The organism is Metabacillus mangrovi (genome assembly GCF_009711125.1).
GTDB classification, from domain to species: Bacteria; Bacillota; Bacilli; order Bacillales; family Bacillaceae; genus Metabacillus_B; species Metabacillus_B mangrovi.
Genome location: NZ_WMIB01000002.1, coordinates 125,825 through 145,538, shown reverse-complemented (window position 1 = coordinate 145,538; position 19,714 = coordinate 125,825). Strand labels below are relative to the sequence as shown.

Sequence of the window (19,714 nt, the reverse complement as noted above, 5' to 3'; positions counted from 1 at the left end):
CACCTCCCCTCAAGTATTATAGACAATCTGCCGCGAAAACACCAGATTGTTTTGCACAAAAATGCTACATATGCATTCCGCCGTTAACGTGCAGTGTCTGGCCGGTTATATAGCGGCTTTTTTCACTTGCAAGGAATGTCACGGCGTCAGCGATATCCTGCCCCTCTCCAAAGGCGCCGAGCGGGATCTGTTTCAGCATTGCATCTTTTATATCCTCTGTCAGTTTGCCGGTCATATCTGTTGAAATAAAGCCGGGCGCCACTGCATTTACGGTGATGTTCCGGGCAGCGAGCTCCATGGCAGACGTTTTCGTAAGGCCGATGACCCCTGCTTTTGCTGCAACATAATTGGCCTGGCCCGCATTGCCGGTTTGTCCGACAATCGATGTGATATTAATGATGCGTCCTGCTCTTTGCTTCATCATCTGCCTTGTAGCCGCCTTTGTGCAAAGGAAGACACCTTTAAGATTCGTGTCCACGACAGCATCCCATTCGTTCTCTTTCATTCTCATCAACAGATTGTCCTTTGTGATACCTGCATTGTTGACAAGAATGTCAAGGGATCCGAAGCGGCTGATCACCTGCTCGATCATTTCCTTAACAGCTTCGGCATCCGATACGTCAGCCTTAATGACGATAGCCTCCCTGCCGAGTGCCCGGATTTCTTCTGCCGTCTCATTTGCTTTATCTTCATTTCCTGCAAAGTTTACAGCCACATTGGCTCCGTTTTTTGCAAGATCGATGGCGACCGCCCGACCGATCCCTCTTGATGCGCCCGTCACGAGCGCCGTTTTGCCTCCAAGCATTAGTTTTCCTCCTTAAGCGCAGTAATGGCAGCTTGCAGTGATTCCGGATCAGATACAGAGTATGTTTTCACACTGCGGTCAATTTTACGGATCAGCCCTGAGAGCACCTTGCCCGGGCCAATCTCAACAAACGTATCGACTCCGTTTTCGATCATCGTTCTGACAGATTCCTCCCAGCGCACTGGAGAAGTCAGCTGCTGAACGAGCAGCTGCTTGATCTCTGTTCCATCCACTGCAGGCTGTGCAGTCACATTGGCTATTACAGGAATCGAAGCATCCCGTATTTCCATCCCATCCAATACTTCCGCAAGCAGGTCTGCCGCAGGGCTCATCAGCTCGGAATGGAACGGGCCGCTGACTTCCAGCGGGATCGCCCGTTTAGCTCCAGCTTCCTTCGCTCTAGATGAAGCAAGCTCTACCCCTTTTGCGGTACCGGAGATGACGATCTGACCCGGGCAGTTCAGGTTGGCCAGCTGAACGGAATGCCCTTCTTCTGTAACGGTATCTGTAATCCCTTTGAGCTGGGCTGCTTCCATACCCATGATGGCTGCCATCGCCCCCTGTCCGGAAGGGACCGCTGTATTCATAAACTCTCCCCGTTTCCGTACAGCAAGAACCGCGTCTTCAAAGCGTAAAACACCTGAAGCTGCAAGAGCTGAGTATTCTCCCAGACTGTGGCCAGCCGTGAAGTCCGGCGTGATCCCAGCATTCTCAAGTCCTTTCAGTGCAGCCATGCTTGCGGTAACGAGTGCCGGCTGGGCATTATATGTAAGGGTTAACTCCTCCTGGGGGCCTTCAAGCATGATCTTGCTTAGAGAAAGACCGAGTACCTCATCTGCTTTACGGAAAATTTCCCTGCCCTCTTCGGTCTGTTCTGCAAAATCACGGCCCATCCCAACTGACTGGGACCCCTGCCCCGGAAAAACGAATGCTATTTTTGACATGGTGTTCCCTCCCGTATGTTAGCTTTCCCGGCGTTCCGCCAGTGCCGCTCTGATTGTTCCGGATAAATCGTTTTCCACCATATCGCGCGTCTGGCGGATGGCGTTGTATACTGCGTTGGAGTCTGAAGACCCATGCGCTTTTACGACAGGCGCATTTAATCCGAAGAGTGCCGCTCCTCCGTATTCCGAGTAGTCCAGCTGGCTGCGGATGCCTTTCAGTTTCGGTTTAAGCACAGCTGCCGCGAGCTTTGACGGCAGATTGCTTGTCAGCGCAGTCTTGAGCATGGAAAAAACGGAAAACGCCGTGCCTTCAATTGTTTTTAATGTTACATTCCCGGTAAAGCCATCTGTTACGACTACATCTGCTGCACCATCAAGCAAGTCACGCGCTTCTACATTTCCCGTAAAATGAACGCCGGACTCTTTCAGTCTTGCAAAAGCCTGTCTTGTCAGCTCGTTTCCTTTTTTGTCTTCTGTTCCGATATTTAAAAGAGCAACTGAAGGAGATTGAATCCCTCTCACCTTTTCCGCATAGATGGAACCCATAATAGCGTACTGCTCAAGGTGCTCAGGCTTCGCATCCACATTCGCTCCAACATCCAGGAAAAGAAACCCTTTCCCGTCAAGGGTGGGCAGGGTTGGAGCAAGTGCCGGCCGGTCGATGCCCTCGATTCGCCCGACGATAAACAGTCCGGCTGTCATGAGTGCACCTGTGTTGCCAGCAGAAATGCAGGCATCCGCTCTTCCTTCCTTCACTTCGTTCGCCATTAATACCATTGAAGCGTTCTTTTTTCTCCGTACAGCTTTTACAGGCTCATCCTCTGCGCCGATGACCTCTTCCGCATGGACGATCTTGATCCTGCTGCTGCCCGAATCTACGTATTTTTTGATCTCTGATTCCAGGCCGAACAGGGTGATGTGAAGATCCGGGAATGCTTCCACAGCTTTTACGGCTCCTTCACAGATGGCTTTGGGAGCATTGTCCCCGCCCATTGCATCAATCGCGATTTTCATCCGTACGTCATCCTTTTTCTGGTTGATTGGAGCGGTACATTTCAAATTCTCCTGAAAAGACCAGCTCGTTGTCTACATAACTGTTCACTAGAACAGCCGTCCTTCCGTTTTCCGGATTCACACTGCTCACACGGGCTTTTGCAACTACCCTCTCGCCCTCCATAACCTGGTTTGTAAAACGGATATCCGCTTTGGCTGTCAAAGCGAGCTCATCATCGATCACGGCTACAGCAAGCGAATTGGCCTGGGCAAACAGATGATGTCCGCGTGCAATCTGATTGCGGCGGAAGACGTGTTCTCTTTTTACTTCAAAAATCGAAATGGCGCTCCGATCGAGCTCCAAGTCGATAATATCACCTATAATTTCTTCAGGCGGCAGCGAGCGGACTTCGTCTTCCAAAGAAGCCTGTGCGACCGAACGGATCCGCTCCCGCAGCTCGGGGATGCTCAGTTCAAGCCTGTCTAGCCGGATCGTCTGAATCGACACGTCAAAACGATCGGCCAGTTCTTCATCCGTAATAAAAGGAGTATCGTGGATCGTTTCCAGCAAAAGCTGCTGTCTGTCTCTTTTTGATCTTCTCATTTTTTTAGATTACACCATCCGCGCTTTTATGACTAGGTACTAATAGTAGTATATAAGCTGGGAAATGGGAATGCAACCGTTAGTTAATCGAGTTTTTCCCCTTCAAGCACACCCGTTGATGCGAGATCGTCTCTTAAGTGGCTGTATTCAGGATCACTCCAGAACGCTTTGGACTCGATGAGCTTGGCTGCATCCGCCCTAGCTGTTTCCAGCGCCCGGTAATCATGGACCATATCCGCTACTTTAAACTCAGGAACCCCGCTTTGCTTCTTCCCGAAAAAGTCTCCAGGACCACGCAGTTCAAGATCTTTCTCCGACAAAACAAACCCGTCGTTCGTTTCGGTCATGATCTTCATCCGCTCTTTTCCCGTTTCCGACTTCGGATCTGCCATCAGGATGCAATAGGATTGCTCACTGCCCCTTCCGACACGTCCCCTCAGCTGGTGAAGCTGGGAAAGTCCGAACCGTTCTGCATCATAGATCACCATGATGGTGGCGTTCGGAACGTTAACTCCCACTTCCACTACTGTTGTACTAACGAGTATCTGGGTTTTGTTCTCACTGAACTCCCGCATGACCGCTTCCTTTTCGTTCGGGTGCAGCCTGCCGTGCATCAGACCTGTATTCCATTTGGGCGAAAACGAATGCACAAGCATCGCATGAACATCGATTGCATTCTGGACATCCAGTTTATCCGACTCTTCGATCAGCGGGCAGATGACATACGCCTGCCTTCCCTTTTGCACTTCTTTATCGATAAAGCCCAGGATCCGGTCAAGCATATTATGCTTCACCCAGTAGGTTTCGATGGTTTTCCTGCCTGCAGGAAGCTGGTCGATGACTGAAACATCCATTTCACCGAATGCCGTAATAGCCAGTGTCCTTGGAATCGGTGTAGCTGTCATGAACAGTACATCAGGCGATTCCCCCTTTTCCCTGAGGACCCGGCGCTGGTTGACTCCGAAGCGGTGCTGCTCATCTGTAATGACAAGGCCCAGCTTATTAAAGTTGACCTCTTCCTGAATGAGTGCATGAGTCCCTACCAGGATGCTGATCTCACCACCCGCGAGCCGTTCCAGCAGCTCTCTCCTTCTCTTCCCTTTTACAGAACTCGTTAAAAGAGCGACTGTAACGCCAAACGGCTCAAACAAGGCAAGAAGAGAGTTCGCATGCTGCTCAGCAAGAATCTCTGTTGGCACCATCAATGCACTCTGGTATCCGGAAAGAATAGCGGCATACATGGAGATCGCTGCTACTACAGTTTTGCCTGAACCTACGTCCCCCTGCAGGAGCCGGTTCATCCGGTACGGGGATTTCATATCCCCTAAGATCTCCTGCAGAACGCGGTCCTGCGCCGGCGTGAGTTCAAATGGAAGGGAATCTGTAAAAGCATTCAGACCTGCTTCAGCAAATACATGCCCAGTTCCGGCGGATTGCTCGCGCTGCACTTTTCTTAAAGCCTGCATTTTCAGCTGAAACAGCAGAAATTCTTCATAAACGAATCTTCTTCTCGCGTGCTTCAGGCTCTGATGGTCGAGAGGAAGGTGCACCGTTTTAACCGCTTCCTGCTTTCCCATCAGCTTATATGTATCTATAATCTGCTCAGGCAGGTTTTCCGGAAGATCGCGGTTGAATTCTTTTAGGGCATTTACAATATGCTTTCTAAGCTGCTTCACAGTTACAGTGCCTCTGACTGCATAAACGGGCTCGAGGTCCTGCTTGGACACATGAGGGCCGAACACAATATCCTGCAGTGTGATCGTCTGCCGGTTTTTGTCCCATTTACCGCTGACCGTTACAATCTGATTGATGGAAAGCTGTTTTTTATAGAATGGGCGGTTAAAGCAGACAACACTGACCAAATATCTGCCTGTTAAGAGCCGGAATGTTAATCTCGATTTTTTTTTGCCATAAAAAGCGAGAGAAGGTTCGCTGTGAACCTTCCCTTCGACTGTAACCCTTTCATCATGCTGCACTTCGGCTAAATCTCTAAGGCGGTAGTCTTCATAACGATAAGGGAAATATTCCAAAAGATCACCTATCGTAGCGATCCCCATTTCTGAAAGGGAGGCAGCCGTCTCTTCCCCGATTCCTTTTAAGACGCCGACAGGCTGCTTCATTTTATCCATCACGCCGATCCAGAGGAATCCCAAAAATTTTGGCTTCAAGCTCACGACCTGTAGGAGTAGCAGCAAGTCCTCCTTGAGCCGTTTCTCTGAGAGAACTCGGCATGGTCTGGCCGATCCGGTACATGGCATCGATCACTTCATCGCAAGGGATTCTGCTGGTGATTCCGGCCAGTGCCATATCCGCAGCCACCATTGCGTTCGCAGCACCCATTGCATTGCGTTTTACACACGGCACCTCTACAAGTCCCGCTACAGGATCACATACGAGACCGAGCATGTTTTTTAAAGTGATTGCCATCGCTTCAGCTGCCTGCGAAGGTGTTCCGCCTGCCATCTCCGTTATAGCTGCAGCGGCCATCCCGGCTGCCGATCCAACTTCAGCCTGGCAGCCCCCTGCAGCTCCTGAAATGGAAGCGTTGTTGGCAACGACAAAACCAAATGCACCTGATGTGAAAAGGAATTCGATCATCTCTTCCCTTGATGGCTTCAGCTTTTCCTTTACGGCAAACAGGGTACCCGGTACCACTCCGGCAGATCCTGCCGTAGGGGTCGCACAGATCGTTCCCATCGCAGCATTCACCTCGTTGGTTGCGACGGCCTTGCTCACCGCATCTAAAATCGTTTCGCCGGATAAAAAGCGGCCCTGCTGGATATAAGCCTGCATCAGCACGGCGTCTCCTCCCGTTAAACCGGAATGGGATTTTACCCCCTTCAGCCCCTTCTCGACGGCTTGTTCCATCACGGTCAGGTTTGTATCCATCAGGTGAAACACTTCTTCCCTCGTTCTCCCGCTCACTTCCATTTCCTGCCGGATCATCACTTCTGATGTTTTCCAGCCCCGGCTTTCTGCAAGCTCGACAAGCTCTGCAACATTACGAAACATCTCTTCTTCCTCCAATCCATCCGTTTCAAGCCCTAATCTGCTATTTTCGTAACCTGTAAAATATTTGGAAGCGTTTTTAATTCTTCTAATACCTCTGTATCCATATTCTGGTCCACTTCGATGGTCATCAGGGCAAGCTGGCCTTTTTCTTTTCTTGAAACATTCATATGGCCGATATTGATCGCATATTTAGCCAGCACATTCGCAACACCTGCAATCGCTCCGTACCTGTCGTTATGCATGACGAGCAGAGCAGGGTGGTTTCCTGACAGCTGAAGAAGAAATCCGTTCAGCTCTGTAATCTCGATTTTCCCTCCGCCGATTGAAATACCGACGAGTTCAAGCTGGCCGCTATCATCGCCGATGATCACTCTGGCAGTATTCGGATGATCTGTTACCGCATCCTCCTCATGAAAAGTAACCTTCATTCCAAGTGAATCAGCGATTTCCAGCGATGTTTTGATCCGTTCATCAAACGTTTCAAAATCAAGGATGCCGCCGATTATCGCCACATCTGTACCATGTCCGCGGTACGTTTTGGCAAACGAGCCGTAAAAGGAAATCGCAGCCCACTTCGGCTCTCTTCCAAACAGGCTCCGCGCTACCCGGCCGATCCTGGCTGCACCGGCAGTATGAGAACTGGAAGGCCCGATCATAACCGGACCGATAATATCAAATACACTGCGGTACTTCATGCGGCGCATTCCTCCCTATGTAAACAATAGAATATCAGTTTGCTTTCAGTTTACCAGATTTTCAGCGAACCCGCTGTAACAATTATCCGGCAAAAAGAAGGCCGCCTGAATGTCAGGCGGCCGCATCTTTATTCAACTGAGAAGATATAGGAATACAGGGGCTGGCGGCCGTTATGGACTTCCACTTCAATCCCGCTGTATTTGCTTTCGATCTGTTCCGTAAGTTTGTGTACTTCCTCTTCGGAAGCATCGCTTCCGTAAAGGACGGTCAGGATTTCATCCTCATCGCTGATCATTTCTCCAAGGAGTTTTAAGGCTGCTTCAGATTGATCTGGATCTTTTGTAACGATTTTCCCGTTGAGGATCCCCATAAAATCATTTTTGGAGATATCCATCCCGTCAATTTGGGTATCCCGGACTGCGTAGGTAACTTGTCCGGATTTCACACTGCCGAGGGCTTCCGTCATGATTTCCTCATTTTCCTCCGCTTTCGCTTCGGGGTTGAAGGAGAGAAGGGCTGACATTCCCTGCGGAACGGTTTTGGAAGGGATGACGATTACATTTTCCTCAACAACGGATGCTGCCTGGCGTGCTGCCATAACAATGTTCGAATTGTTCGGAAGGATGATAATGTTCTCGGCGTTCACATCTTCAATGGCTGACACAATATCCTCCGTACTCGGATTCATTGTCTGTCCGCCTTCTATAACCGCATGGGCGCCGATGCTTTTAAACAGTTCAGCAATTCCTTCTCCCATCGTTACCGTGATGATCCCGTACTTTTCTTTCTTAACAGGACCTGCGGGCTGCTTGTTGGCAGACTCCTGAACGAGGCTGCTGTGCTGCTCCCGCATGTTCTCGATTTTCATGCTGATCAGGCTGCCGTATTTCTGCCCGTACGACAACACTTCACCGGGCTTCTCGGCGTGAATATGTATCTTCGCCACCTCATCATCCGCTATGACGAGAAGGGAGTCTCCAAATCCGCTTAAATCCCTGCGGAACTGGTCCTCTGAGAAGGTTTTCTTTCCTTCTTCAAAACGGACCATGAATTCTGTGCAGTAGCCGAATTCGATGTCCTCTGTATTGATGTGGGCATGTACATTTTTATGGTGTTCCGCACTGACAAGATCGTTCATGGACGGCAGCGCCATTGGAGTACCCGGGACCTTTTCGCCTTTCAGCTCGGCAAGGAAGCCTTCATACACAAGAACAAGTCCCTGCCCCCCGCTGTCGACTACGCCGACTTCTTTCAGTACAGGAAGAAGATCCGGTGTCCGGTTAAGCGACGCTTTGGCTTCTTTAAGAACTGCCTCCATGAGCCTGATCAAATCATCCTCATTTTTCGCTTCGGAAACAGCTTTTTTCGCAGCATCCTTCGCAACGGTAAGGATGGTTCCTTCAACCGGCTTCATCACTGCTTTATAAGCTGTATCCACTCCCGCCTGCAGAGCCTGTGCAAAATCTTTTGCATTGATCGTGCTTTTCCCTTCAATCGCTTTTGAAAAGCCTCTGAAAAGCTGGGAAAGGATGACTCCTGAATTTCCGCGGGCTCCCATTAGCAGGCCTCTGGAAAGAGCAGTCCCTGTTTTGCCAATGTGGGCCTGAATATTCTTTTGCACTTCCTTGGCTCCAGATGACATAGACAGGTTCATATTTGTCCCTGTATCCCCATCAGGCACCGGGAAGACATTTAAGGCATCCACCATTTTGGCATTATTGGATAAGTGGCTTGCACCTTGCAGAATCATGCCGGCAAAGCGCTCGCCGTCCAAAATTTTCATTGACACAATTTTTCCTCCTTACTACGGGTTCGTTACACGAACTCCCTGAACGAAAATATTTACTGAGTCTACAGCTAATCCAACCGTGTGATCAAGCGTATATTTCACTTTGGTCTGTACGTTGTGGGCTACCTCTGAAATTTTCGTTCCGTAGCTTACAATGATATACATATCGATGTGAATACTGTCCTCTGCCTGTCGCACAATGACACCCCTGCTGAAATTTTCTTTGCGGAGAATATCAGTAATACCGTCTTTAATCTGGTTTTTGGAGGCCATTCCTATAATGCCGTAGCAATCAATGGCGGCACCGCCTGCAACTGTTGCAATCACTTCATTGGAGATGTCGATTTGTCCGTATTTAGTAGTAAGTTCAATGGACATGCTATTTCCTCCCTTGTTTTTCGGTCGATGGATATCCTTAAAAGCCGCTGCATGCGGGCTTTCAGCCGTAAAGACTGTACACATATACAGCTATTTTACTATATGGCGGCCAAGATTTAAAGCCACGGTTCATTTAAGCCGCATTCTTGCTTTTATATTATACAGCACAGCACCTGGCAATATGTCAAGGCTTTTTTCTTGATAGCGGCTGGTTACGATTGACGGAGTCCACAGGAAGTCTCGAGAGGAAACAGGAAGCCCGCAAAGGAAAAAAACTTGACAAGTAATAGTTGCAATCAGAAAGGTGATTATGGTAAATTATTAAGGTATCTCAATGATAGAGACGTCATTTACAGGTTAAGCAATCATCAAAGATGGGAATCCTGTTTACAGGATGAACGGAAATGAAACGATAGCCTGCCAAGGTTTTGCAAGGTGAGGAGGGAATAATATGGCACGTAAATGTGTAATTACAGGCAGAAAAACCCGCTCTGGCAATACACGTTCCCACGCAATGAACGCAAGCAAGCGTACATGGGGAGCAAACGTTCAAAAAGTGCGCATTCTGGTTAACGGAAAGCCAAAACGTGTATACGTTTCAGCTCGCGCTCTTAAATCCGGTAAAGTAGAACGCGTTTAATTTAAACGCTGATATGAGAGCCGTCCCGCAGCGGCGGGAAAGGAAATGAAGAAAGCTCGGAGCAGCTTCTTCATTTCCTTTTTTATTTGCGGACTAAATCCCGCCGATGTGTAACGATAGGGGTCTGTTTCCTTATGGAACGCCGGTCAGACCAGGCGCTTGATTAGGAGATTGGTGTGGATTTTATCTTTTTATCTTCCAGCGCTTTTATCAGCTGGTATCTTCTGTTTGACTGCCCGGGACACGGTATTTTCCCAGACCTTTTTAATTGTTTGCATCTCCTGACCCTCTGCCGGAACAGTTTTCAGCATATATCTGGTATTTTCAGCATATGCTGCCGGATATTCAGCATAAATCTTAATTAATCAGCATAAATTTTAGAATTTCCTCATAAGCGGCGGAGTTTCCACGATAAAGGAACAGGGGTGGTGTCGTTGAGCTGGCTATTCAGCAATTATTTTATGAAAGTCAGCAATTACAGGGGAAAAGTCCGCAATTTGTGCTTGCAAGTCAGCAATTTCCCGCGAAAAGTCAGCAATTCCTCTTATAAAGTCCGCAATCCAGTCCATGTTGTTCACATTCACTAAATAATGATCGATAAAGGCAGCAAAAGTGACCTTGACTCGCCGCTGCAATTTCTGCAGCAGCTGAATTTTAGCGTCCGCCTCTTTATTTCCCCCCCATCCGCGCTGCCAATTTTGCTGAACAAAGAAAAAGATGCCCGCTGTATATAGGCATCTGCTGAGAGTGAAGCTTATATGATTATGAGTCCTTTTTAAAGGAACCAAGCATTGCTCGGACGATTCCTCCAAGAAACTTTGGCAGCTTGATTGTGTAGAACTTCATCATTTCCCTCCTCAGCCCTCTTCATATTCTTGCTAACGGCCGGATTGCCGGCCATAATTTTAGCATCCATCACTTCATCTTTGTTTCATCCCTGCTTCTTATCATCATTAATATGCCGCTGCTGAATGAAACAGTACCGGTGTGATGAATCAATTCATTACTAATACATAGTGTTGAACCAAAGGGAATATGACGGTTTTTAAGAGGATATTTGAAACCTTCGAGCGTGAGCTGACCTGCATCTCCGTTTATCGGGATAAACGAGATATAGGGAAACGCCTCCTCCTCTTTTATGGTATGTACCCCGCTTTCCAAAAGTGATATGATGTTGTATTGATCGGCGATTTGAATGGGGATACCGCTTTCGGTCTGCTTCATCATTAAATAAATGTTGGCAAAAAAGTGATCGAGCCTTCCACCTGTTGCACCATAAATGCGGATCAGCTCAGGATTCTGGCTGATCGCCCAATCGAGCGCCAGCTCTGTATCTGTTTTATCCTTTTCGGATGGATACATGTTCAAAGAAAGATGCCTGTTCTCAAGCGCTTCTCTTTCTTCAGCAGTAATGGAGTCAAAATCTCCGATTGCTTCCACCATCGGTATGCTGCGTTCTGACAAATAGAGGACGCCGCGATCAACTCCCACCCAGTTGATTCCTTCCCCGTTCTCCTGTTCAAGATCCGGAAGAAGGCGTTCAGGCCCCCCTGCGGCAATGTATATTTTTTTCATCCTTACCCTCCACTCTAGTTAACATAATATTATTATAAATCTTTTCGGCATGTAAAAAAGAGAACCACCCAAGCAGGTGATTCATCCGTTTGCGTTTCGTATGCTGCTGATTGCTTTAGCCCGGTCTTTCTTTCCGTAAATGGCGGATCCGGCAACTAAAACTTCAGCTCCTGCATTCATGCAGTCTGCTGCATTCTCCTCGTTGACACCGCCGTCAATCTGGATTAAAACAGAAGGTGCTTCTATTTTGATTTTCTCAGACAGGCTTTTAATCTTATCAAGCATGGCCGGAATAAAGGACTGTCCTCCGAAACCGGGGTTCACGGTCATTAAAAGTACATAATCCAGATCACTCAAACAGTAATCAAGCACGGACAGCGGGGTATGGGGATTCAATACAGCCCCTGCCTTCACGCCTCTTGATTTGATGTGCTGGATCGTCCTGTGCAGGTGCGTGCATGCTTCTGCATGGACAGAAATCAGATCGGCTCCGGCATCAGCGAAGTCATCTATGTACCGATCCGGATTTTCGATCATTAAATGAACATCCAGCGGCAAGTTCGTTACAGGCCGGACAGCTTGTACAATAAGAGGGCCGATCGTGATGTTCGGTACAAAATGACCGTCCATTACATCAATGTGGATCCAGTCAGCGCCTCCTCTCTCCACATCTTCAATTTCACTCTTTAATATGGAAAAATCGGCCGATAAAATAGAAGGAGCGATTTTAATCAAGGCTAATACCTCGGCTTTCTTTCTTTAATTTCCTCCAGGAAACTCAAATAATGCTCATAACGGTAATCTCTTATTGCCCCGTCTTCCACGGCTGCTTTCACCGCACATTTAGGCTCAGCAACGTGCGTGCATCCCCTGAACTTGCAATCACGGGCTCTTTCCCTCATTTCCGGAAAGCACATGCCGAGATCCTGGACTTCAATGCCGGTGAAATCAAGGGAACTGAAACCGGGCGTATCGGCGACAAGTCCATTATCGATCGCAACGAGTTCTACATGCCTTGTAGTATGCTTTCCCCGCCCCAGATGGGTGGAGATATCATCTGTTTTTAAAGCCAGATCCGGTTTAACCGCATTTAGCAGAGACGATTTTCCTACTCCCGACTGTCCGGCAATCACGGATATTTTCCCTTGGAACAAAGGGGCGACAGATGATATTCCATCCATGCTTTCAGTGGATGTCTGGTACACCGGATACCCGTTCTCCCTGTAATCCGCTGCATAGGAGAGGATTTGGTCTTTAAGTGCTTCATTTTCAATGAGATCGGCTTTGCTGATTATAATAAGCGGGTCAATGTCATTCGCTTCCACGAGGACTAAAAACCGATCCAGCAGCAGGGTGCTGAATGCAGGCTCAATCGAGGAAAAGACAAGGATTGCCTGATCGACGTTCGCAATTGGAGGCCGCACCAGCTCATTTTTCCTCGGACGAACCTCGTTAATCGTTCCCTCAAGATCGTTTTCGGCCTGGTAAACGACTTCATCCCCGACAAGGGGGGTAATTTTATTTTTTCTAAAAAGCCCTCTTCCCCTGCACTGGACAAGTCTTTCTCCGTCCAATACATAGTAAAATCCGGCCAGCGCTTTGATGATTTTTCCTTCCGGCATACATTCCCTCCTTTATCCGGGGTATGGTATCGTTTCGGTCTTGACAATCCTGCTGTTTACGGTCACCTGATAGTAAGCCGTTTGTCCTGGTGCTATTTTAAAATCAATCGTCCGTTTTTCCGGTCCGGATATTCGGAAGGTTTCATATGGAGCAGAAAAAGAGTTTTCTGCGTCATTGATCAATATTTGAACTTCCTGCTCTTCACCTGGCGAGGCAGGCTCGTATGGAATGTCGATCTCTTTTGTCACAGTTGCAATTTCCTGTTCTTTCTTCCCGAGGGAGAACACGACCTCCAGGCTTTCTCCCGGCTTCAGCTTTTCGCCGGCTGAAGGATTCTGGGAAATAACCTGGCCTTCCGGAACAGTATCCGAGTTTTCTTCTTTTTCCTTTAAAAGAAGATCTTTCTGCTGAGTATAGCTGATGACAGAATTTCGTGTGTACCCGCTAAGGTCCTCGACCGTTACTTCTTCCGGTCCTTTGCTGGCAGTCAGGACAATCTCTTCTTCTGCAGGAATGACCTCTGTTCCGGCCGATGGCTCCTGATCGATGACCATGCCTGTTTCTTCGTCGCTGAACACTTCTTCGACCGTCACATTTTCATAGCCTTTTCTCTCCAGGAATGCTTTTGCGGTGTCTACATCCCTGCCCTTAAGATCTTCCATGGCTTCCATCTTTTTCCCTGTGCTCTGATAGATGGTGACAAGTGATCCTTTTTTGGCTGTCTGGCCTTTTTCAGGATCCGTTTTGACTACATGGTCTTCAGCCACTTCATCGCTCGTTATGGATTTCTCCGCCACCTTGAAACCGGCATCACTCAACACATTAACGGCATTTCCATACTCTTCGCCTGTTACATCCGGAACAGAAACATCCCCCGGAAGCAGCAGGGACGGAACAATGGTCACGGCACTGATTCCCGCAGCAAGAAGAATAAGGAACAGGGTGATGATGAAGACAGCAAACTTATTCCGCTTTTTCTTCTTTGGCTTCTTCTCTTTCAAATTACTCTGGGAAGCGGCCTCCTGCTTCCTGTCCTGGGATGGGGCATGATTGATCGTTTCCCCTGAGCCGGACAAATACTGATCTGTAATAACAGGGATGGCTTTTGTTGCATCATCATCGATCGGGATCACATATTTCTTTTCGTTCAGCCTGTCTGCATTCAGTGCTGTACGGAGATCCTCCCCCATTTCCTCTGCTGATTCATACCGGTGGAAGGGGTCCTTTGCCATCGCCTTCATGATAGCATTTGACATGCTTTGCGGAATAGAAGGATTCCACCTTTCCGGAGAAGGCGTTTCGGACTGCAGATGCTTCAATGCGATGGAAACGGCAGATTCCCCGTCATATGGAACTCTTCCGGTCAGCATCTCATATAAAACAATCCCAAGAGAGTACAGATCCGATTTTTTTGTAGCCAGTCCGCCCCTCGCCTGTTCCGGTGACAAATAATGCACGGAGCCGAGGACTGAATTGGTATGCGTGATGGTCGCAGAGCTTAATGCCATCGCAATCCCGAAATCCGTTACCTTGACGGTTCCATCATGATTGATCAGGATATTGTGGGGTTTGATATCACGGTGAACGATATAATTTTCATGCGCATGGGCGATGGCAGATGTGATCTGAAGCATAATATCCAGCGCCTCTGCAGGGTGGAGCGGCGCATGGTTCTGTATGTATTGCTTAAGCGTCGTCCCGGCTACATATTCCATGACGATATAATAGATGCCTTTTTCTTCTCCGACATCGTAGATGCTGACGATATTCGGATGATCCAGACTGGTCGTTGACTGGGCCTCGCGCCTGAAACGGCGGATGAAATCTTCATCGTTGGCAAAATCAAATCTTAAGACTTTAACGGCTACTTTCCTCTCAAGGATCATATCCTGTGCAAGATAGACATTGGCCATTCCGCCGCCGCCGATCACTTCCAGAATTCTGTAGCGGCCGCTGATTCGCTTCCCGATCAGCAAGCAGAATCACCTTCCCCGTCTCCGGAAAGCATAAGGACCATGGCTACTGAGATGTTATCCTCTCCGCCATATTGATTGGCAAGACCGATCAGCCTGCCGGCAGCTTCCTCCAGGCTTTCGCCGGACTCCAGACTGCTTTGCATTTCTTCTTCGCTTACCTTATTGGATAATCCGTCTGAGCACAGCAGGAGGGCATCCCCATCCTCTGTGCAGACAGATTTGATTTCAACCTCGACAGTTCTTTCGGTTCCCATCGCTCTCATCAATACATTCTTACGCGGGTGATGCTCAGCATCTTCCTTCGAAATTTCACCGGATCTGACAAGTTCATTCACAAGGGAATGATCCTCTGTGATCTGATTGAAGCCGTTCGCGTTTAAAAGATAGCAGCGGCTGTCACCGATATGGCCAATCGTAGCAAAAGATGGCGTGCAGATTGCTCCTACAAATGTGGTTCCCATTCCGCTGCACTCAGGATGACTGATTGAATGCTCGAACAGCTGGCGGTTTACCTCTTCTATTTTAGCTTTCAGCCAGGACTCAGCCTGATCTGGGGTTGCTATGCCATCTGAGGACTCCCACAGCCCCCTGAAAGCGGAGACAGCCATCGAGCTTGCGACATCGCCCGCTAAATGGCCGCCCATTCCATCTGCCACAATGGCAAATACAGCTTTTTCTTTATTAAGAAAAATGCCGGTGCAATCTTCGTTGTGCTGGCGAATTCGCCCTATGTCCGAACGGTATACTGTTTCCAATAAGGGTCACCTCGTCTCTTCTTTACGCTCCTTAGCCCTCAGCTGTCCGCATGCAGCATCAATATCTGAGCCCTGCTCACGGCGGATTGTTACGTTTACTCCGCGCTCCTTAAGAGTCTTTTCAAAAGCAAAGATCTGCTCGCGCGGTGTCCGGACGTAATCACGCTCCGGCACATAATTAACCGGAATCAGATTCACGTGGCATTTGATCCCTTTGATAAGCTGTGCCAGCTCTTCAGCATGTTCAACCTGATCGTTTACCCCGCCGAACAAGCCGTATTCAAAGGAAATCCTGCGGCCTGTTTTGTTGACATAGTACCGGATGGAATCCATTAGATCAGGAAGCTTATATGCTTTGTTGATAGGCATCAACCGGCTTCTGATCTCATTATTCGGGGCATGCAGGGACAGTGCAAAATTAATCTGCAGCTTTTCATCGGCAAATTTATAGATTTTCGGGATGATTCCGCTTGTAGACACCGTAATATGACGGGCTCCGATATTCAGTCCTTTATCATGGTTGATGATTTTCAGGAATGACATCATCGCATCGTAGTTATCGAACGGTTCTCCGATCCCCATGATGACCACTGAGCTGACGCGTTCTCCGAGTTCGTCAAGAGCCTTCTGTACTTTTACGACCTGGGCAACGATTTCTCCTGCTTCCAGATTTCTTTTTAACCCGCCGAGTGTGGACGCACAGAACGTGCAGCCGATCCGGCAGCCAACCTGGGTCGTAACACAGATGGAATTCCCGTATTCGTGTTTCATCAGTACCGTTTCAATGGAAGACCCGTCATGAAGCTCAAACAGGAATTTCATTGTGCCGTCTCCTGAAGTTTGCTGGATCAGGGTCTTCAGGGTGGTCAGCGTAAATCCGGCCTCCAGTTTCTGGCGGAGTTCCTTGGACAGGTTGGACATTTCTTCAAAAGAAGTAACGCGCTTAACGAAAAGCCAGTCAAAAATCTGCTGTGCGCGGAATCCTTTTTCTCCGTTTTCTTCAAGCCAATCTTTTATCTCATGCAGCTCCAGGGAATAAATGGACGGCTTTGATGGTGCTGCTGTCTTCTTCTTCCTTGCTGCTTCTGTTTTATTCAATCTTTACACCTTCTTTTTTAATCTAGTGATGAAAAATCCGTCTGTTGAAAAATAGTGCGGCAGAATCTGCAGCTTGCCGCCGCTGATATATGGATGCACCTTCTCTGGAAGGAACTGTTTTAAATTGTGATCTTCTTCAAAATCCGGATGTGTACTCAAAAATTCAGCTACCACTTGTTCGTTCTCTTCCTGATCCATTGTACAAGTGCTATATACAAGTGTACCACCTTTTTTAAGCAAACGCGAAACGGAATCAAGCAGGTCTTTCTGGATGGAAGACAGCCTTTCTACATCTTCGGCAGTTTTCGCATATTTTATATCCGGTTTTCTGCGGATGACTCCAAATCCTGAGCAGGGAGCATCAACAAGGATCCGGTCAAATTCACGTCCGGCGAGCTGTTCAGCCGCCTCTCTTGCATCCATTGCTTTAGGCTTGATGTTCTGAAGTCCGAGTCTTTCTGCCTGGGAGGCGATCAGATTGACCTTATGCTGATGAAGATCCAGAGAAATAATTTCACCTGTCCCTTCCATAAGTTCCGCCATATGGGAGGATTTACCTCCAGGTGCTGCGCATGCATCAAGAATCTGTTCGTGTTTCAGCGGTCCTACAGCTCTTGCTGTCAGCATCGAGCTCTCATCCTGAATGGAGAGTTTTCCCTGCTTGAAGAGATCTGTTTTTGAGATGCTCCCTTTTTTCAAAGTGACCGCCTCTTCTGCGAGAACCCCTTTTTCTGCTTCCAACCCTTCAGCCGAAAGAATTTGTATCGCTTCTTCCGGGGTCAGCTGCATCGAGTTGGTGCGGGCCGAAGCAGCAGGAGGCAGCAGATGAGTACTGCACATCTGTTCGGTCTGCTCGAGCCCGTACTGGCGGATCCACTTTTTCACAAGCCAAAGAGGATGGCTTGTACCGGTCGAGATCCGCTCTGCCGGATCTTTTATGTCATCCAGTGAAGGGATTCCTTCTCTCTGGACAGCCCGGAGCACTCCATTCACAAAGCCGGCAATGCCTTTATGGCCCTTCCGCTTGGAAATTTCCACCGCTTCAAAAAAGATTGCCCGTTCCGGGATCCGGTCGAGATAAACCATCTGATAAACAGACAGGCGGAGCAGGATCCTGACCCATAATTCCATTTTTTTCGCTTTGGAAGTGAACGGGGCCAGAAAATAGTCCAGTGTGATTTTTCTTTGAAGTGTACCGTATACGAGTTCAGTGAAGAGCGCTGTATCCTTGGGCGAAAGCCTGCTCTTCTCGATGAACGTGTTTAATAGCAGGTTGCTGTATGCCTGATTCTTTTCCACGGCAGCCAAAGCTTCCACGGCGAGCTCTCTTACGTTAGATGTTTTCATCTATTCACCAAGCTTCACGCCGGGCGTTAGTTTGCTGCCGCGCAGAAAATCTTCCCCGCTCATTTTTTTCTTCCCGGAAGGCTGCAGCTCCGTCACCTTTACCGCTGTTCCGTTTCCTGTAGCCACAGCAAAACCGTCTGTATCCACACCGATGACCGTGCCGGGCTGTGAATGATTGATACTGGAAACTTTTTCAGCCTTCCATACTTTAAGGGTCTGTCCTTCGAGCAGGGTGAATGCGACCGGCCACGGGTTCAGACCGCGGATGTGGTTGTAGATTTCTTCCCCTGTTTTGCTCCAGTCGATTTTTTCCTGCTCCCTCTTAATATTGGATGCAAACGTCGCCTTCGCATCATCCTGCTTGATCGGTTTGAGCCTGCCTTCAAGCAGGGCGGGCAGCGTATCAGACAGCAGCTTCGTTCCGGAGCTGCTCAATTTATCATGAAGGGTCCCGACATTATCTTCCTCTGTTATCACGACTTCTGATTGAGTAAGGATATCGCCGGCATCGAGTTTCTCAGCCATATACATAATCGTGATTCCCGTCTTCTCTTTTCCCTGGAGGATGGCGTAATGAATCGGTGCCCCTCCTCTGAGTTCAGGGAGAAGGGAAGCATGAACGTTGATGCAGCCATGCTTCGGCGCTTCCAGAAGCTCCTTCGGCAGAATCTGGCCGAACGCGGCGGTCACGACGAGGTCCGGCTTCAGCGCGAGCACTTCCTCCAGATCCTTCGGGCTGCGAATTTTCTCAGGCTGAAGAACCTGTATGCCGTGTTTCAGAGCTTCGGTTTTAACAGGCGGCGGTGCGAGTTCCTTTTTCCTTCCCTTCGGCCTGTCCGGCTGCGTGACGACTCCGACCACGTTATAGCCTTCCGTTACGAGCATTCTTAACACAGGGACCGAAAAATCCGGTGTGCCCATGAATACAATTCTAGTCATGTGATTCATCCTTCCATTTCCTCAAGTTCTCCTTCTTCGTAGTACCGGAGAACCTTGCTTGTAAACAGTATTCCGTCCAAATGATCGATTTCGTGCTGCAGCGCTCTTGCAAGAAAACCGTCCGCTTCAACCGTATACGGCTTCCCTTTCCGGTTGAACGCGTGGACTTTTACATAATCAGGCCTCTTAACTTCGCCGAACAGTCCGGGGAAGCTCAAGCACCCTTCAGGTCCCGTCTGTTCTCCCCTGCTTGCCAGAACCTTCGGGTTGATCAGTTCAATTCTTCCGTATTCATCCCCGATATCGACCACGGCAATCCGCTTTGGGATCCCAACCTGCGGGGCAGCGAGCCCTACTCCATCTGCAGCCATCATCGTTTCATGCATATCCTTCAGCAGCCGCACAAGATCCCTGTCGAACTCCGTTACTTTTTCACAGGGCTGTTCAAGAACCGGATCCGGATGCTCTACTATTTTCATTATAGCCATAAACGTTCCTCCTCTAAATCTGCTGACTGCATATAGAAGACCGGCCCGGGCC

21 protein-coding genes are annotated in these 19,714 nt (G+C 48.7%); 1 reads left to right on the top strand and 20 read right to left on the bottom strand.

Annotated elements, in window-relative coordinates:
* Positions 1-64 precede the first annotated feature (64 nt).
* The 9 genes from fabG to GKZ89_RS04715 all read right to left on the bottom strand — a co-directional run bounded on the left by fabG (position 65) and on the right by GKZ89_RS04715 (position 9,221).
* Entirely contained in the window at positions 65-805 is a 741-nt protein-coding gene (fabG, locus tag GKZ89_RS04755) for a 3-oxoacyl-[acyl-carrier-protein] reductase (protein ID WP_155111247.1), read from the bottom strand.
* Entirely contained in the window at positions 805-1,749 is a 945-nt protein-coding gene (gene fabD / locus GKZ89_RS04750; RefSeq protein ID WP_155111246.1) for an ACP S-malonyltransferase, read from the bottom strand. The genes fabG and fabD overlap by 1 nt, the downstream gene beginning before the upstream one ends.
* Before the next feature lie 18 nt (positions 1,750-1,767).
* Positions 1,768-2,763, bottom strand: coding sequence for a phosphate acyltransferase PlsX (plsX, locus tag GKZ89_RS04745; protein ID WP_155111245.1), 996 nt, complete (start codon positions 2,761-2,763; stop codon positions 1,768-1,770).
* Between the two features lie 7 nt (positions 2,764-2,770).
* Entirely contained in the window at positions 2,771-3,346 is a 576-nt protein-coding gene (fapR, locus tag GKZ89_RS04740; RefSeq protein ID WP_155111244.1) for a transcription factor FapR, read from the bottom strand.
* 83 nt (positions 3,347-3,429) lie between these two features.
* The gene (gene recG / locus GKZ89_RS04735; RefSeq protein ID WP_155111243.1) at positions 3,430-5,475 is read right to left on the bottom strand and encodes an ATP-dependent DNA helicase RecG; all 2,046 of its coding nucleotides are present in this window, start codon (positions 5,473-5,475) and stop codon (positions 3,430-3,432) included.
* A complete protein-coding gene (sdaAA, locus tag GKZ89_RS04730; protein WP_155111242.1) occupies positions 5,468-6,358 on the bottom strand; it encodes an L-serine ammonia-lyase, iron-sulfur-dependent, subunit alpha in 891 nt (296 codons plus the stop codon). Before sdaAA ends, recG begins: the two co-directional genes overlap by 8 nt.
* Before the next feature lie 32 nt (positions 6,359-6,390).
* Positions 6,391-7,053, bottom strand: coding sequence for an L-serine ammonia-lyase, iron-sulfur-dependent subunit beta (sdaAB, locus tag GKZ89_RS04725; protein ID WP_155111241.1), 663 nt, complete (start codon positions 7,051-7,053; stop codon positions 6,391-6,393).
* Between the two features lie 128 nt (positions 7,054-7,181).
* Positions 7,182-8,843 carry a DAK2 domain-containing protein gene (locus tag GKZ89_RS04720; protein WP_162356486.1) on the bottom strand — a complete coding sequence of 554 codons (1,662 nt, stop codon included), beginning with the start codon at positions 8,841-8,843 and terminating at the stop codon, positions 7,182-7,184.
* Between the two features lie 15 nt (positions 8,844-8,858).
* Positions 8,859-9,221 (bottom strand): Asp23/Gls24 family envelope stress response protein, encoded by a 363-nt coding sequence (locus GKZ89_RS04715; protein WP_155111240.1) that lies wholly within the window; start codon positions 9,219-9,221, stop codon positions 8,859-8,861.
* A gap of 451 nt (positions 9,222-9,672) precedes the next feature.
* On the opposite strand from GKZ89_RS04715, the gene rpmB reads away from it, so the two are divergent.
* Positions 9,673-9,861 (top strand): 50S ribosomal protein L28, encoded by a 189-nt coding sequence (gene rpmB, locus GKZ89_RS04710; RefSeq protein WP_155111239.1) that lies wholly within the window; start codon positions 9,673-9,675, stop codon positions 9,859-9,861.
* Between the two features lie 443 nt (positions 9,862-10,304).
* On the opposite strand, the gene GKZ89_RS04705 is transcribed toward rpmB, so the two are convergent.
* The 11 genes from GKZ89_RS04705 to def all read right to left on the bottom strand — a co-directional run bounded on the left by GKZ89_RS04705 (position 10,305) and on the right by def (position 19,662).
* Positions 10,305-10,649, bottom strand: a complete 345-nt coding sequence (locus tag GKZ89_RS04705) for a hypothetical protein (protein ID WP_155111238.1) — start codon at positions 10,647-10,649, stop codon at positions 10,305-10,307.
* Positions 10,624-10,707, bottom strand: coding sequence for a stage V sporulation protein SpoVM (gene spoVM, locus GKZ89_RS04700; protein WP_035412797.1), 84 nt, complete (start codon positions 10,705-10,707; stop codon positions 10,624-10,626). Before spoVM ends, GKZ89_RS04705 begins: the two co-directional genes overlap by 26 nt.
* A gap of 69 nt (positions 10,708-10,776) precedes the next feature.
* Positions 10,777-11,436 carry a thiamine diphosphokinase gene (locus GKZ89_RS04695; protein ID WP_155111237.1) on the bottom strand — a complete coding sequence of 220 codons (660 nt, stop codon included), beginning with the start codon at positions 11,434-11,436 and terminating at the stop codon, positions 10,777-10,779.
* Positions 11,437-11,517: 81 nt separating this feature from the next.
* Positions 11,518-12,171 carry a ribulose-phosphate 3-epimerase gene (gene rpe / locus GKZ89_RS04690; protein WP_155111236.1) on the bottom strand — a complete coding sequence of 218 codons (654 nt, stop codon included), beginning with the start codon at positions 12,169-12,171 and terminating at the stop codon, positions 11,518-11,520.
* 2 nt (positions 12,172-12,173) lie between these two features.
* Positions 12,174-13,058, bottom strand: a complete 885-nt coding sequence (gene rsgA / locus GKZ89_RS04685) for a ribosome small subunit-dependent GTPase A (RefSeq protein WP_155111235.1) — start codon at positions 13,056-13,058, stop codon at positions 12,174-12,176.
* A gap of 12 nt (positions 13,059-13,070) precedes the next feature.
* Positions 13,071-15,035 carry a Stk1 family PASTA domain-containing Ser/Thr kinase gene (pknB, locus tag GKZ89_RS04680; protein WP_155111234.1) on the bottom strand — a complete coding sequence of 655 codons (1,965 nt, stop codon included), beginning with the start codon at positions 15,033-15,035 and terminating at the stop codon, positions 13,071-13,073.
* On the bottom strand, positions 15,029-15,790 hold the full coding sequence (locus GKZ89_RS04675; protein WP_155111233.1) for a Stp1/IreP family PP2C-type Ser/Thr phosphatase: 762 nt from the start codon (positions 15,788-15,790) through the stop codon (positions 15,029-15,031). The genes pknB and GKZ89_RS04675 overlap by 7 nt, the downstream gene beginning before the upstream one ends.
* A 6-nt stretch (positions 15,791-15,796) precedes the next feature.
* Complete coding sequence (gene rlmN, locus GKZ89_RS04670) at positions 15,797-16,888, bottom strand: dual-specificity RNA methyltransferase RlmN (protein WP_155111232.1); 1,092 nt, start codon at positions 16,886-16,888, stop codon at positions 15,797-15,799.
* A 3-nt stretch (positions 16,889-16,891) separates the two neighbouring features.
* Entirely contained in the window at positions 16,892-18,235 is a 1,344-nt protein-coding gene (rsmB, locus tag GKZ89_RS04665) for a 16S rRNA (cytosine(967)-C(5))-methyltransferase RsmB (RefSeq protein ID WP_155111231.1), read from the bottom strand.
* Complete coding sequence (fmt, locus tag GKZ89_RS04660; RefSeq protein ID WP_155111230.1) at positions 18,236-19,174, bottom strand: methionyl-tRNA formyltransferase; 939 nt, start codon at positions 19,172-19,174, stop codon at positions 18,236-18,238.
* Positions 19,175-19,179: 5 nt separating this feature from the next.
* On the bottom strand, positions 19,180-19,662 hold the full coding sequence (gene def, locus GKZ89_RS04655) for a peptide deformylase (RefSeq protein ID WP_155111229.1): 483 nt from the start codon (positions 19,660-19,662) through the stop codon (positions 19,180-19,182).
* Between the last annotated feature and the right edge of the window lie 52 nt (positions 19,663-19,714).